The organism is Streptomyces sp. NPDC104367, assembly GCF_055583825.1.
Genome location: NZ_JBVJND010000018.1, coordinates 21,653 through 35,223, shown reverse-complemented (window position 1 = coordinate 35,223; position 13,571 = coordinate 21,653). Strand labels below are relative to the sequence as shown.

Sequence of the window (13,571 nt, the reverse complement as noted above, 5' to 3'; positions counted from 1 at the left end):
GTCAGCCCCCTCCGTGCCCGTGGTCCTCGGGCCGCCCCATGACCAGGGGCGCGGACGGCCGGCCGGGGTCGCCCGCGACGGTGGCGTCCATGCTGTCGATCACCTCGAAGGCGCGTCGGCAGTTGTTGGTGTCGCGCAGTACGAAGAACTCCTCCGCGCGCCGGGTGTAAGCGGGCTCGACCGCGAAGCCCCGCTCGATCGAGGCGACGATCTCGTCGACCGCGTGGTCCACGGTGGCGCAGGCCGGGCCGAAGCCGTCGCGGGCCAGGTCGAAGTAGCCGCGCTTGTAGTGCTTGCTGTAGAAGGCCTCGTCGTCGAAGTTGGTGTAGACGATCGGCTTGCCCATGTAGGCGACGTCGAAGAAGACCGAGGAGTAGTCGGTGACCAGCATCGAGCACTCGCGCATGGCCAGCTGCACGTCCCGGCCGGTGGTGGAGACGGTGACGGCCGGGTGGTCGATGCGGAAGTGCCTGAGGTAGGGCCGGATCTCGTAGTGCGGCATGAACTCCAGCTCCACGTTGTGGTACTGGAGCGCCTTGAGCAGCCGTTCGTCGCGCAGCAGGGCGGAGAAGAAGCGGTAGTAGTCGGAGGCCGCGAACGGGATCTCCGGCTTGGCCGCCTTGTTGTAGGAGGGGGCGACGATGTCCCGGCGCCAGGTGGGCATGACGAGGATGCGGCGCGGTCCGTCGACGGGTTCGAGCGCGTCGAAGCGGGGCAGGCCGGTGGCGGCGACGCGGTCGTAGCCGTAGCCGCAGTGCTCGGCGTAGTAGGCGCGTTCGCTGCGGCCGGTGGTGAGCACCATGTCGACGTTGGTGACCTGGGCGTGGATGGAGGGGGCGACGTCGTTGTAGACCACGCCGTGCTGGAGGAAGACCCGCCGGTAGCGCAGCAGGTCGCCGTAGCCGGTGAGGAAGGCGCGCTTGGACAGGCCCGGGAAGCCCAGGTAGGCCTCCAGGTCGTAGGCGTTGACCAGCCGGCTCGCGTGCAGCAGGTAGACGCGGTACTTCCAGGACAGGCGGTCGAGGACCCGGCCGTACGGCTTGAGCTTGGCGCGGTCGGGGGCGTCGCCGTTGATGGCGTAGTACACCCGGCGCCCGGGCTGGTGCTGCCGGATCCACTTGAAGAGGTGGTACGAGTTGTCCTGCGCGGTGTCCTCGCGCTCGCCGATGATCCAGATGTCCTTGCCGCGCAGCCAGGGGTGCCAGATCCAGTAGAGCAGGCGGGTGCGCCAGCCGGGGCGGCCGGGCAGGGCGGCCCGGAACTCCCGGCCGAACCGCTTCAGCGCGTGCCGTGCGCGGCTGCCGGCTCCGGCGACGCGGCGCAGGGTGATCCGCTCCTCGGCGTCGATGGAGAGGACCACGGTGGCGCGGCCGGCCCGGTGGACGCCCTTGAAGCGGTGCAGCATCTGGCGGGCGTCGACGACGGTGTCCAGGTGCCGGTCGCCGTCGTGGACGCGCAGGGTGAGGGCGAGGTCCTCGTTGTCGAGGCCGGCGAAGTCCTCGGGGCGGGCGACGGCGCGCCAGCCGGCGAACCAGTCCTGCTCCTTGCGGGTGCGCCAGCGGTCGCGCCGGTAGACCTGCTCGACGGGGAGGGCGCGCTCGGTGCGGCCGTCGCCGAGGACGAGTTCGACGTGGTTGGCGAACCGGTGGGCGATGTCGACGCCGCTCAGCACCAGCAGGCCCTCGAAGGCGATGTCCTCGTCCCGGACCTCGCAGGTCTCCAGGACCACCTTCTGCCGGTCCACGCGCAGCAGCGAGGTCTCCACCCGGTCGGCGGCCAGCCCGCGGTACAGGCCCTGGTCGTCGATGCGCAGGTAGGGCTGGTACTCGGGCCTGGCGTGCGGCTCGCAGAACAGGCCGAGGTCGCCGGTGCGCACGGCGTGGTGCTGGAGCCGGGACTGCCCGGCCACCGCGTACTGGAGGATCAGGTCGTCGGAGATGCCCGCGTACACCTCGTGCAGGGTCGGGAAGATCCCGGCGAGTTCGGTCCGGCTCATGATCCGGTGCAGGTTGCGCAGGTACGGCTGGAAGGTGCGCACCACGAACCGCTGGGCGAGCCGCCGGGTCCGGACGTCCAGGCCCTCGGCGCGCCGGACGACGTACCGGCACAGCCGCAGCAGTTCCTGGGCCTTGACCGCGTCGTTCCAGGCCACGTCGAACAGCGAGTCGCTGCGGCCCCGGTCGCGTTCGTAGGCGGTGGCGCGGGGCGCGGTGGCGACCCGCGCCGCGTGCAGCAGCGCGGGTACGGCGATCCAGGCGTCCTCGAAGCCGGGGCCGCCGCCGGCCCGCAGCCGCTGGTCGCGCACCAGCCGGGTGCGGAACATCTTGGCGCCGAGCCCGGTGGAGAAGACGAGGTACGGGGCGTCGTCGAGCTTGGTCACGGCGCGGGCGCCCTTGCCGAAGTACCGCTTCCACGGCTCGTCGGTGTGGCGCGGCGGTCCGGGGAAGCTGTCGGGGTCGCCCACCGCGACGTCGGCCTTGGCCTTGCGGGCGGCGCGCAGCAGGTGGCCGACGCTGTCCTCGCCGAGGATGTCGGCGGCGCGCGCGAACATGACGTAGGGCGCGGCGACGTAGCGCAGTCCGTTGTCGAAGGCGGCCCGCATGCCCATCGGGACCTGCGGCACGACCTGGGTGTTGGGGTAGTGCGCGGCGAAGTCGGCGAGCAGTTGAGGGGTGCTGTCGGTGGAGCCGTCGTCGACGAGGACCACCTGGGTGTGCTCGAAGTCGCGCTGGGCGGCGAGCGAGCCGAGGAACTCGTAGAGGTTGTACTCGTCGTTGTGGCAGTGCACGACGACGGCGGCGCCGGGGCGCTCCGGCGGGGCGAACGGCGCGGGCAGCTGCCGCTCCGCCCACCACAGCCACGGGGTGCCGCGCGGATCGGCCCTGACCTGCTGCTCACTGGTCTCGGGACGCAGCGCGAGGTTGCCGCTGACGGTCTCGTAGATCTCGTACGTCGTCCCGCCGGCCGCGTAGCGCTCGGCGGACGGGTCGAGTCCGCGTACGCAGACGGTGGTGGTCGCCCGCTGTCCGGAGTGCCGGATCTGGAGGAAGAGGTTCCAGACGGCGGGCCGGCCGGCCTTGCCGAGGGTCGCCGCCAGATCGACGGTGGTCTGGTAGCGGATGTACTCGTCGTCGACCTCGACGCCGGTCACCTTGAAGGTGTGGTCGGTCCTGGGGCTGCGGCGGCGCAGTACGGCGGTCAGCTCGACCTTGTCCTTGGGGCCGACCCGGCCGAACTGGTTGCGCAGGTGTCCGCCGACGTGGAGGGCGCCGTCCCGGATCTCCACCCGGGTCGCCTGGTTGAACAGCCGGGCGTCGCCGAGGGCGGTGCCGGTCAGGTCGAGGTCGGTGACGTCGAGGAAGCGTTCGGCGTGCGGTCGGCCGAGCAGCGAGCCCGACCAGTAGACCCTGCCGTCCCGTTCGACCAGGTCGGAGCTGAGCACGCTGCGCCGCTGGGTGTAGTCGGCGACGGACAGCGCCAGGTCGACCCGGCCGTGCATCAGGCCGAAGGCGCGCACCCGCTCCAGCGGGCCGCACAGGTCGTACGTCTCCTGCGGCAGGGACCGCAGGTAGGGGGCGACGGCGCGGACGAAGGCGTCCCGGAAGGCGTCGTCGCCGGTGCGCAGTTCGGGGGTGTACAGGCGCAGGTCGTGGGAGAGGAACTTGGCCGCCTTGTGCGCGACGAGTTCACGGGCGCCGTGCTGGACGAGGAAATCGTCGGCCCACTGGTGCACCCGGACCCGGTCGCGGATGCTGCGCGCCTCGCCGCGCCGGTTGGTGATGGAGGGGGTGTCGGTCTCCCGCTCCCACATCCACCGGTAGACCGGCTCGGTCAGCAGCGTGACGGTGTGCGCGCACAGTCCGGCGACGGTGGAGAAGTAGGTGTCCTCGAAGTGGACGCCCTCGGGGAAGCGGATGCCGCCCTGGTGCAGGAAGTCGACACGGTAGAGCTTGGCGGCGGCGATCGGGTCGTCGAACAGCTCGGGCATGGCGGCGAGTCCGCCGGTGACCGTGCGGTCGGCGCCGTACAGCTGCGGCTGCCAGACGGTGGTCTCGTCCTTGGCGAGGTTGACGCGCAGCGCCCGGCCGGCGGTGATGTCCGCGCCGGTGGCCAGGGCGGAGGCGAGCAGCGTCTCGCAGGCCTTGTGCGGGAGTTCGTCGTCGGCGTCGAGGAACATCAGGTACTGGCCGCAGGCGGCCTCGATGCCGTTGTTGCGGGGGGCGCCGACGCCGCCGCTGTTCTGCGGGCGGGACAGGATCCGCACCCGGGGGTCGCGCCGGGCGTGTTCCTCGGCGACGGCCAGGGTGGAGTCGGTGGAGGCGTCGTCCACCACGAGGACCTCGACGTTGCGGTGGGTCTGGCGCAGGGCGGAGCGCAGGGCGCGGTCCAGGGTGGCGCTCGCGTTGTACGCCGCGACGACGACGGTGACCGTGAAGAGGGAGGGGTCCGGGTAGGAGACCGTGTCGACGTGGGCGTGCCGGGACGGGGCCGTCAGTCCGCCGTCGGGTCCGGAGTACGGCTCGGCGTACGGCCGGTTCGGCGCGGTCATCCGCCGCGCCTCTCGTGCTCGGCCTCCGCTCGCGCGTCCGCCCATCCGGGGCCGCCGTAGGAGCGGATCCGGAGCGGCTGGGTCAGCACGTCCTGCGATTCGCCGCGCGGGGTCGGGATGCCCTGGAGGTCAGCGGTCTCCCGGACGTCCAGCTGGTGGTACTGCGGCTGCGGATAGGGCTGGAAGAAAGGATCCTCCTCCGGCGGCGGCGCCTGGTAGCGCCCGTCCTGGAGGAGGGCGTCCGCTTCTGCGCCGCGCTGCCGGTGACGGCCCCGGTGCAGGTGCGGGGCGATGGTGCCGGCGGTGGTCGGCGTGGGGTCCAGTTCCTCCATGACCCGGGTGAAGTCCCGGGTGGAGAGCCAGAACTTGTACATGATCACGAGCTCGAACAGCACGAGGAGGGCGGCCGAGACGACGGTCGTCCACAGGATCCGGCCGATCAGCGGACCGACGATGAAGATGAACATCTGGAACTCGATGCCGCTGATCAGGTGCGGGCGCACCCGGGTGCGCAGCATCGCCCGGCGGACCCGGACGTACCAGGGGAAGCGGTCGCGGAACTGCTCGTGCAGGTCGACGACGTTGCCGGCGCCGGCCTCGGCCGCTTCCGCGCGCAGCGCCTCGGCGGAGGTGCCGGGGTTGTCGCGCAGCAGGTCCTCCATGAAGACGACCTGCGGGGCGGCGGCACCGGGCTGCTCGGCGCCGGGTACGGCGGTGCGGGCGCGGACGGCGGCCTGCCGGCGGGCCTCCTCGGCGGCCTCCTCGGCCTCGCGCTCGGCGCGTTCGGCGGCGGCCTTCTGCTTGGTGACCTTCTCGATCTTGGCGCGCATCGACATGCGCATCTTGTAGATCTGGAGGGCGTCGACGTAGCGCAGCATGTCGAGGAAGACCACGACCAGCGCGGCGAGCAGGTAGCGCTCGTCCTGCGTGCGCAGGAACTGACCGCCCATCAGGGCGAGGGCGCAGAACAGCACGCGGATGCGGTCGAAGACGTAGTCCAGCCAGCCGCCGAAGACGGTGCCGTTGCCCTTGAGCCGGGCCAGCTTCCCGTCGATGCAGTCCAGGATGAAGCTGACGTGGTAGAGCAGGGCGCCGATGAGCAGCGAGCTGCGGTCGCCCTGGAGGAAGAGGCCGGCGGAACCGAGACCGATGAAGAGGGCGGCCCAGGTGACCCGGTTCGGGGTGATGAACCGGAAGCGGGCGACCACCAGCAGGATGCGGGTGGCGACGGGGTCCACGAGGAAGACCGTCCACCAGGCGTCGCGCTTCTTGCAGGTCAGTTTTTGGACAGCCCTGAGCGAAAGCCTGGCCATAGCTCCTCAGTTGCACGCAAGACAGGACAAAGTGCCCCATGGTCGCCATGGTGCGCCCCCGGGTTTCGCACACATGAGCCGCACCCTTCACAGGCCAGTCACATGAACGACCTGAACTTTAACAACGCTTCACCTGCGCGTCGACGCGCGTTGACCTGCGGATAAGGGCGACGTTCATCACACGTGGCCAGTACAACCATTTACGGTCCTCGCCCTCTGCAACCGCAGGGAAGCCCTCGTGGACCGCTGCCCGAACATCCCTCGCGAAGTACCCTCAGGGCCACCTCGCCGGCCCCGCCAGGCATTCACAGGTCGGAATCAAGCCATCCACTTCCCCTTGCCGACAAGCGGACTTGACATCTCCGCATCCGGGGATCACGTCCGGAAAACCGGACGCCCCCACTCCGGCCGACCGGGGCACCACACACCGCACCGGACCGCGCGCCGGGCGCGACTCCGGCGGCACCTCGGGCCGCACAACCCTGCCCACATCGACCCATGACGGAACAAGAGGCCTCGATCGGCCCCCGAGGGCGGCCACTTGCGCATCCCGCGTCCCGCACCGCCCGCTCGGGTCAGCCGGTCGCCGGGTGCCAGTCGGTGAAGGCGAGGGTGTCGGGGGTGGGGTCACGGTGGGTCAGGCGGAGGCCGGCGCCCGGGGGCCAGGAGGCCACGGCGAGCCGGCCGGTGCGGGTGAGCGCCGCGGCCGGGGGGGCCGTAGGCCGGGGTGTCGAGGGGCTGCCACCAGGTACCCGCGTCGGGCCGGGTCTCCGGGTAGCCGCCGGCCGAGCCCGCGGCGAGCAGCAGCGAGTAGGGCCAGCCGTCGAGTTCGACGCCCCGGGCGACGGCCAGGGGACCGCCGCCCTCCGGTCCGCCGAGCGGGAAGGCGGCTCCGGCGGCGGCCGACCACACGGCGGCCGCACCGGTCCGCAGGTCGCGAAAGACGACGGTGCCCGCCTCCGGAGCGGGGGTCAGCGTGCCGGGGCGCGGGGCGAAGGGAAGCGCGCGGTCCTCGGCCCACACCCCGTCGGCGCCCACGGCCCACCGCACCGCGCCGGCCGTGTCGCGCAGCCTGCCGTACACCTCGACCCCGCCGTGCGCGGCCGGCACCGCGACGAGGTCGTCGGCGACCCGCGCCCCGCCCAGGTGCTGCCACGCCGTCCAGCGGCCGTCGGCCGGCCGGCAGCGCCAGCTGATGCTGTGCCCGAAGTTGCGGACGAAGACGAACAGCGTGCCCGACGCGTCGAACGCGGCGGCCGGGAAACCGACCTCGCGCCCCTTGCGCGGGTCGGCGGCGTTCGGCCCGCCGAGCGAGTGCCAGGGGGTGACGGAGCCGGGCCCGGTCCGGTACTGGGCCGCGTGCACCACCTCGACGTCCGCACCGCCGTCACCGCGGAGCGTGCGGCGCAGCCCGAACAGGTGCGGGAAGCCCTGCGGGTCCGGCACCACTCGCAGCCCCGGCAGCAGCCCGCCGCCCTCGACCGGCTCCGGCCCGCTCCAACGCCCCTGCGCGTCCTGCCAGCTGCGGACCACGCCCGCGGCCGTCGGCCGGAACGCGGTGAGCCGGCCGTCGAACCCGGCGGACAGCCAGTTCACGGGCAGCGGATGGCGGCGGCAGGCGTCGAGCCCGAACCCGGGGTCGGACAGGGCGCGGTGGCAGTCGACGGACAGGGGCCGGCCGGCCGCGGTCTGCCAGGCGCGCGCCGCGGCCAGCGCACCGGCGGCCGTCTCGGCGTGCGCGGCCGGTACGTCGTACGCCGGTGTGCCGGAGGCCCGGTCGAAGGAGCTGTGCACGGGGTCGGGGTCCAGGGTGTGCAGCCGGTCCGGTTCGAGGTCGCCCAGCGCGTCGAGCAGCGCGGTGACCGTCGCCGGGTCGTCGGTGCCGGTGGCGCCGAGCACCCGGGGGCCGCCGGGGACCCGGCAGCCGCGGTCGCCCGCGGTGGCGAGGGCGCGGTCCAGGACGGCCCGGCCGTCCTTGGCGCCGGGGCGCAGGCAGACGACGGCGATGTCGGCGCCGGGCGGCTGGAGTTCGACGAGCGCGGCCGCGTCCGCGGGTTCCGGGACGACCACGGCGACCGTGTGGGCGGGGGCCGTCGGGGCCCCGGCGACGGCGGCGCCCGTGTTCCGGTCGGGTCTGCGGGGCATCGCGTCACGCTCCTTCGTGCGGGAGCGCGTCCCGGCGGGGCATCGTGTCCGGGTTCGCACCGACAGGCGAACCGGTGAGCGAACCGGTCGGCGCGTCGAGGGCCGGGCGGGGGCGCTTGTCCGGTCTCATATGCGGATCCAGTCGCCCAGCGTCAGTCCCGGGCCGTCGGTCTGGCGGGCCAGGACCAGGGTGCCGTCGGGGGCCGTGGCGAGCACCGCGACCCGGCCGCGGGCGTCCCGGGCGAGGGCGGGATCGCCCAGGCAGGGGGTGCCGGTGGCGGTCCACCACACCCCGTACCGCTCGCCCCCCGTGGGGCACAGGCCGAGCACGACCCGGCCGTCGGCGTCGCGGTGGGCGAGCGCGGTGCAGGAGTGGCCGTCGACGACGGTGGTCACGGCCGCGTGCCGGCCGTCGCCGGGGTTGCCGCCCACCGGCACGGGCCAGTCGCCCGCGCGGGCGGCGACGATCTGGCCGCTGGGCACGTCGGTCAGGTAGTACGTGACCCGGCCCGGCGAGGTCTCCAGGCCGGTGACGGAACCGGGCAGCGGCACGGCGCCGAGGTCGGGGCCGGGTTCGAGGGCGGCGCCGGGCCGGTCCTGGTGCCAGGTCAGGGCGCCGGCCGGGGTGGGGACGAGGAGTTCCAGCTGCCCGGTGGCGGTGGCGACGGCGGCCGGGGTGTCCGGGCAGGCGCGGGTGTTCAGGTCGAGCCAGGGTTCCCAGCGGCCGTGCGGGTCCTCGCGGCGCAGGAAGACCCGGCCGTCCGCGGTGGGCGCGAACACGTGCAGGGTGCCCGTCGAGGCGACCGCCGCGGCAGGCACCGCGACCTGCGCGGAACGCTCGCGCCGGGCGTAGGGGTTGCCGACCGCGCGCCACTCGCTGAGCGGCCGGCCCGCCTGGTACTGGACCGCGTAGACCAGGTCCACCGCCGGGGGTGCCGTGCCCCCGCCGCGCACCCGGCGGCCGAGCAGGTGGGCGTAGCGGTTGCGGCCCTGGACGACGGTGAGCGAGGTGATGTCCTCGGCGGGCAGCACGTCGGGGCCGTGCCAGTCCGGGCCGCCGGGGGTGCTCTCGGTCCAGCGCAGTACGGCGCCGTCCACGTGCGCGAACGCCAGGAGCCGGCCGTCGTGTCCGGGCAGCAGCCAGGGCCCGGACAGCACGGTGTGCCGCCCGCCGCTCCGGCCCGGCCGTGCGCCGTCGGCCGCGGGCTGCCGTGGTCCGTCGGCGTGCGCGGTACTGGCCCGCATGATCGGTTTTCCTTCCCCCGCGGCCCCCTGCGGCCCGCGAACATCCGCCGCCCCGATCGGTCGTGATCAGGCGTGATCGGTCAAAGCGGCAGCGGCATACTATTTGTTGGATTTCTGTTTACAAGCCCATCACATCGCATGCATGATCTGTCGGACGTCTGTCTATAGTGCGGGATTGATCGGGCAGTACACGGACCGGCCCTCCCCCCACCCGAGTCCTCACGCCAACAGCACGCCCTCAGGGCACGACCAGCGAGGACTCGACCAGGATGAGCCATGTCTCGACGCCCCAGCGCGACGACTCCGACGTGCCCGGCGGGCGCTGCGGCGGGCGGGGCCGCAAGCGCGAGCGCACCGGCAAGCGCCGTACCGGCCGCTGGATCCTGGTCTCCCTGGCCGTGCTGGTCCTCGCCGGAGCCGGCACCGGTTACTGGCTCTACAGCGGTATCGACGGCAACATCAAGGGCGTCGACATCGACCGGGCGATCGGTGACGACCGCCCGGAGAAGCTGCCCACCTCGGGTCAGAACGTCCTGATCCTGGGCTCCGACTCACGGGCCGGCGCCAACGCGAAGCTGGACAGCACCAAGGTGTCCGGAGCCCGTTCGGACACCGCGCTGGTGATGCACATACCCGAGGGCCGCAAGAAGGCCGTCGCCGTCAGCATCCCGCGCGACACCCTGGTGAACCGCCCGCGGTGCACCAGGGCGGACGGCACCGAGGCCGCCTCCGCGAAGCGTGTGATGTTCAACTCCATCTACTCCCAGGTCGGGCCCGCCTGCGTGGTCAAGACGGTGGAGCAGATGTCCGGGGTCCGCATGGACCACTACGTCGAGATCGACTTCGCCGGCTTCAAGGACCTGGTGGACGCGATAGGCGGCGTGACCGTCACCGTCGACCAGGACATCCACGACTCCTCCAGCGGCCTGGACATCACCAAGGGCACCCACAGGCTCGACGGCACCCGGTCCCTCCAGTTCGTCCGCACCCGGCACGGCATCGGCGACGGCAGCGACCTGGGCCGGATAGGTCTCCAGCAGCAGTTCATGGTCGCCCTGCTCGCGGAGATCCAGAAGCAGGACCTGCTGGGCAGCCCGGTGAAGGCGTACAGGATCGCCGACAAGCTGACCTCCGCGCTCACCACCGACTCCGAGCTCTCCTCGCTCACCAAGCTCGCGGAGTTCGGCCGGAGCCTGAACGGCGTCAACCCGTCCACCATGGAGACGATCATGCTCCCGGTGGCGTACGACAAGGCCGACCCGAACCGGGTGGTGGCCGCCGAGCCGCAGGCGTCGACGCTGTGGAAGGCGATCCGCAGCGACTCCACGATCCCGGCGTCGGCGAAGAAGTCCCCCGCCACCGGCGGCAGCTGACCCTGCGTCAGACCTCGCGCCAGGCCTCCAGCGCGAGCCCCGGCTCGTCCTTGCGGCGGGTGAGGAGCAGTTGCCCGGTGGCCGGGGAGAGGGTCGCCGCGGTGACCCTCTGTGCCTCGTCCGTCGTCAGGGCGACCAGGGCGTCGGCCGGGAGCTGGGGCCCGGACTCGGTCCACCAGGCGCCGGCCTCCTCCTGTTCCGTCGGGTACGCGGCGAAGGCGACCCGGCCGCTCGCCGAGCGCTGGGCGAGCAGGGTGCAGTCGTGGCCGTCGAGTTCGCAGCGGACCGCCACCGCCGGGCCGGGTCCGGCGGAGGGCAGCAGGGTGCGCGGCTTGCCGCCGGGGCGCCAGGCGCACAGGTCGCCGGAGTCGTCGGTGTAGAAGACGGTGGTGCTGCCGGGCGAGGTGGCGAGCGCGGTGAGGGTGCCCGGCCGGGCCGGCGCCTCCAGGGCCTCCAGGAGCACCGGCGGCCTGCCCGGCTCCTCCTGACGCCAGTGCACGATCCCGGCGGGTACGGCCGCGTAGACCTCGACCCGCCCGGACTCGCCGGTCACCGCCGCGAGCCCGTCCTCGACCTGGCGGCCCTTCAGGTCGCGCCACGGGTCCCAGCCGCCCTTCGCCTTCTGGGCGGCCATGCTCACCCCGCGGCCCCGGTTGCGGACGAAGACATGGGCCCGGCCCTGCGCGTCCACCGCCACCGCCGGAGCGCCGGTGACCTCGCCCTTCCTGCCCGGATGACCGATCGGCCGCCAGTCCAGGGCGGCCAGGTGCGGGCGGAAGTGGGTGGAGTGGACGAGGCCCGACTCGCCGTTCACGGTGGGCCGCCAGGCGACGAGATGGGCGTATCCGTCGCCGCCCCGCCCCACCGAGAAGCCTGGGTGCAGCCGCTGGTCGCCGCCCACCCGCCGCGGGGTGCCCCAGGCGCCGCCGGCACCGCGCTCCGCCCGGCACAGTACGGCGTCGCCCGACGGCAGATAGACACTGAGCCGGCCGTCACGGCCGCGGAGGAGCCAGTCGCCGTTCACCGCTTCACTCTAATCCGGGACCTGCGGGGCAGTGGTCCGGACCCTGGCGTGCGAGGCTGGGGACATGGAAGACGAAGCTCCCCTGCTGGTGATCGTCGACGGCGCGAACGTCGTGGGGTCGCGGCCGGACGGCTGGTGGCGGGACCGCAAGAGGGCCGCCGAGCGGCTGCGCGACCGGCTGGCCGAGCGCGGACTGCCCGGCCGGCCGACCCCGGTGGAGCTGGTGCTCGTCGTCGAGGGTGCCGCCCGCGGGGTGGAGTCGGTGCCCGGGGTGCGGGTGGAGCCGGCGCCCGGCAGCGGTGACGACCGGATCGTGGAGCTGACCGCCGAGGACCCCGCCCGGCCCCGGCTCGTGGTCACCGCCGACCGCGAACTGCGGCGCAGGGTGACGGAGTTGGGCGCCGATGTGATCGGTCCGAGCACCCTGCTGCCCTGAGCCGGGCGACCGCGGTCACTCCCCCGGCACCCGCGCGTACAGCACCGCCCCGTCCACCTCGCCGACCCGCTCGTACCGGGCCGCGAGGAGCCTGCGCAGGCCGGGGACGCGGTCGGGGCCGTAGGGCTTGCCCCGGGAGTCGTCGACGACCAGGGCCGGCGGACGGCCGGTCAGTTCCGCGCGGAAGACCGGCCAGGCGCCCGCGACGGCGTACTTCTCACCGACCTGCGGGCCGTCCCGGCCACCGCTGAAGTTGGTGAGCAGCCCGGCGGTGAGGTAGCGGGTGGCGGGGGTGCGGTCGGCGAGCCAGTACGTCTCCGGGTGCATGCCCCAGACCAGGACCCGGTCGCCGGGTGCGGTACGGCGGTCCAGGCTGAGCGCGAGCCGCTGGGCGTGGGCGAGTTCGGGGCGCGGGGCGAGCAGGCCCCAGGCCAGGAACAGGGCACAGGCGCAGCAGGAGGTGAGGACGGCGGCCGTCGCCCTCTCCCGGGGCAGGACCTGCAACGCGGCCGTCGCCAACAGGGCTGCGGGCGGGGTGAGTTGCAGGAAGTAGTGGCCGAAGAAGTGGAAGCCGAGGGTGACGGCGCCGGCGGACGCGGCCAGCCACAGCCACAGGTCGGCGGCCCCGGTGCGGGCGATGCGCAGGGCACGCACGACGGGTGGGAGCAGCCCCGCGCAGGCCGTGGCGAGGATCGCCGTGTTGGTCAACGCTCTGGCCAGGACGTGGAGTTCGGAGCCGGCGAAGGAGGCGTAGGCACCGGAGCCGGTGACCGTCCAGAAGGCGAAGCCGGCCGGGTCGGTGACGAGGGCCGCGCCGAGCACGGGCAGGACCGCGCCGGCCGCCAGCCGCGGCAGGGCGCTGCCCCGGGCGCCGTACCGGTGCAGCAGGAAGGCCACCGGGAGCAGGACGGCCCCGCCGGTCTGCTTGGTCAGGAAGGCGCAGCCGACGGCGGCCCCGGCGAGGCCCCAGTGGCGGCGGTCGGCGCACCACATCGCGGCGGCGGTGGCGGGCAGTATGAACACCTCGAAGGTGGCGGCCTGCGCGTCCTCGGGGTTGAGCCCCACGGAGACCAGCAGGTACAGCGCCCCCGCGGTCCGGCCCGCGCGGTCGCCCCAGCGGCGCCGGGCGAGCGAGGCCAGCAGCACGGCGGTGGCCAGCTGTGCCAGTACGGCGAGCACCCGGACCGGTGCGAGGGAGTGCGACCCGAAGAGCGCGAACGCCCCCTCGTACAGCCAGGGCACCAGCGGCGGCTTGCGGTCCACGACCGTCAGGTAGAGCTGCCCGCCGTCCGCCAGCAGCCGTGCCTGTACGGCGAGGTAGCCCTCGTCCGGGTTCCACAGCGGCCGGACGAAGGACGGCAGCCGGGTGGCGCAGGCCAGCAGGGCGAGCAGCGGCAGCAGCCGCGTCCAGTACCCCTTCCGTGCGGTTGCCGGGGGTGGCGGGGCGAGGGGCGCGACGAGCATGGGGTGCACGCTATCCGGCCCT

At 73.5% G+C, this 13,571-nt stretch carries 8 protein-coding genes; 2 read left to right on the top strand and 6 right to left on the bottom strand.

Annotated features, from left to right (window positions below; all coding sequences use genetic code 11):
- Window position 1: 1 nt before the first annotated feature.
- From ACZ619_RS25885 to ACZ619_RS25870, 4 genes are all read right to left on the bottom strand, one after another.
- Window positions 2-4,549 carry a glycosyltransferase gene (locus tag ACZ619_RS25885; protein WP_469603357.1) on the bottom strand — a complete coding sequence of 1,516 codons (4,548 nt, stop codon included), beginning with the start codon at window positions 4,547-4,549 and terminating at the stop codon, window positions 2-4.
- Window positions 4,546-5,862 (bottom strand): CDP-alcohol phosphatidyltransferase family protein, encoded by a 1,317-nt coding sequence (locus ACZ619_RS25880; RefSeq protein ID WP_469603354.1) that lies wholly within the window; start codon window positions 5,860-5,862, stop codon window positions 4,546-4,548. Before ACZ619_RS25880 ends, ACZ619_RS25885 begins: the two co-directional genes overlap by 4 nt.
- A 627-nt stretch (window positions 5,863-6,489) precedes the next feature.
- A complete protein-coding gene (locus tag ACZ619_RS25875; RefSeq protein ID WP_469603351.1) occupies window positions 6,490-8,007 on the bottom strand; it encodes a DUF8189 domain-containing protein in 1,518 nt (505 codons plus the stop codon).
- Between the two features lie 126 nt (window positions 8,008-8,133).
- Window positions 8,134-9,252: a PLL family lectin gene (locus ACZ619_RS25870; RefSeq protein WP_469603349.1), complete on the bottom strand. Its 1,119-nt coding sequence runs from the start codon at window positions 9,250-9,252 to the stop codon at window positions 8,134-8,136.
- 269 nt (window positions 9,253-9,521) lie between these two features.
- Here ACZ619_RS25870 and ACZ619_RS25865 point away from each other — a divergent pair, with 269 nt between their 5' ends.
- On the top strand, window positions 9,522-10,625 hold the full coding sequence (locus ACZ619_RS25865; RefSeq protein WP_469603346.1) for an LCP family protein: 1,104 nt from the start codon (window positions 9,522-9,524) through the stop codon (window positions 10,623-10,625).
- 7 nt (window positions 10,626-10,632) lie between these two features.
- On the opposite strand, the gene ACZ619_RS25860 is transcribed toward ACZ619_RS25865, so the two are convergent.
- Window positions 10,633-11,649, bottom strand: coding sequence for a PLL family lectin (locus tag ACZ619_RS25860; protein WP_469603343.1), 1,017 nt, complete (start codon window positions 11,647-11,649; stop codon window positions 10,633-10,635).
- A 64-nt stretch (window positions 11,650-11,713) separates the two neighbouring features.
- Between ACZ619_RS25860 and ACZ619_RS25855 the strand changes: the two genes are divergently transcribed.
- Window positions 11,714-12,085: a PIN domain-containing protein gene (locus tag ACZ619_RS25855; protein WP_469603341.1), complete on the top strand. Its 372-nt coding sequence runs from the start codon at window positions 11,714-11,716 to the stop codon at window positions 12,083-12,085.
- 15 nt (window positions 12,086-12,100) lie between these two features.
- On the opposite strand, the gene ACZ619_RS25850 is transcribed toward ACZ619_RS25855, so the two are convergent.
- Window positions 12,101-13,549, bottom strand: coding sequence for an ArnT family glycosyltransferase (locus ACZ619_RS25850; RefSeq protein WP_469603338.1), 1,449 nt, complete (start codon window positions 13,547-13,549; stop codon window positions 12,101-12,103).
- Window positions 13,550-13,571 lie beyond the last annotated feature (22 nt).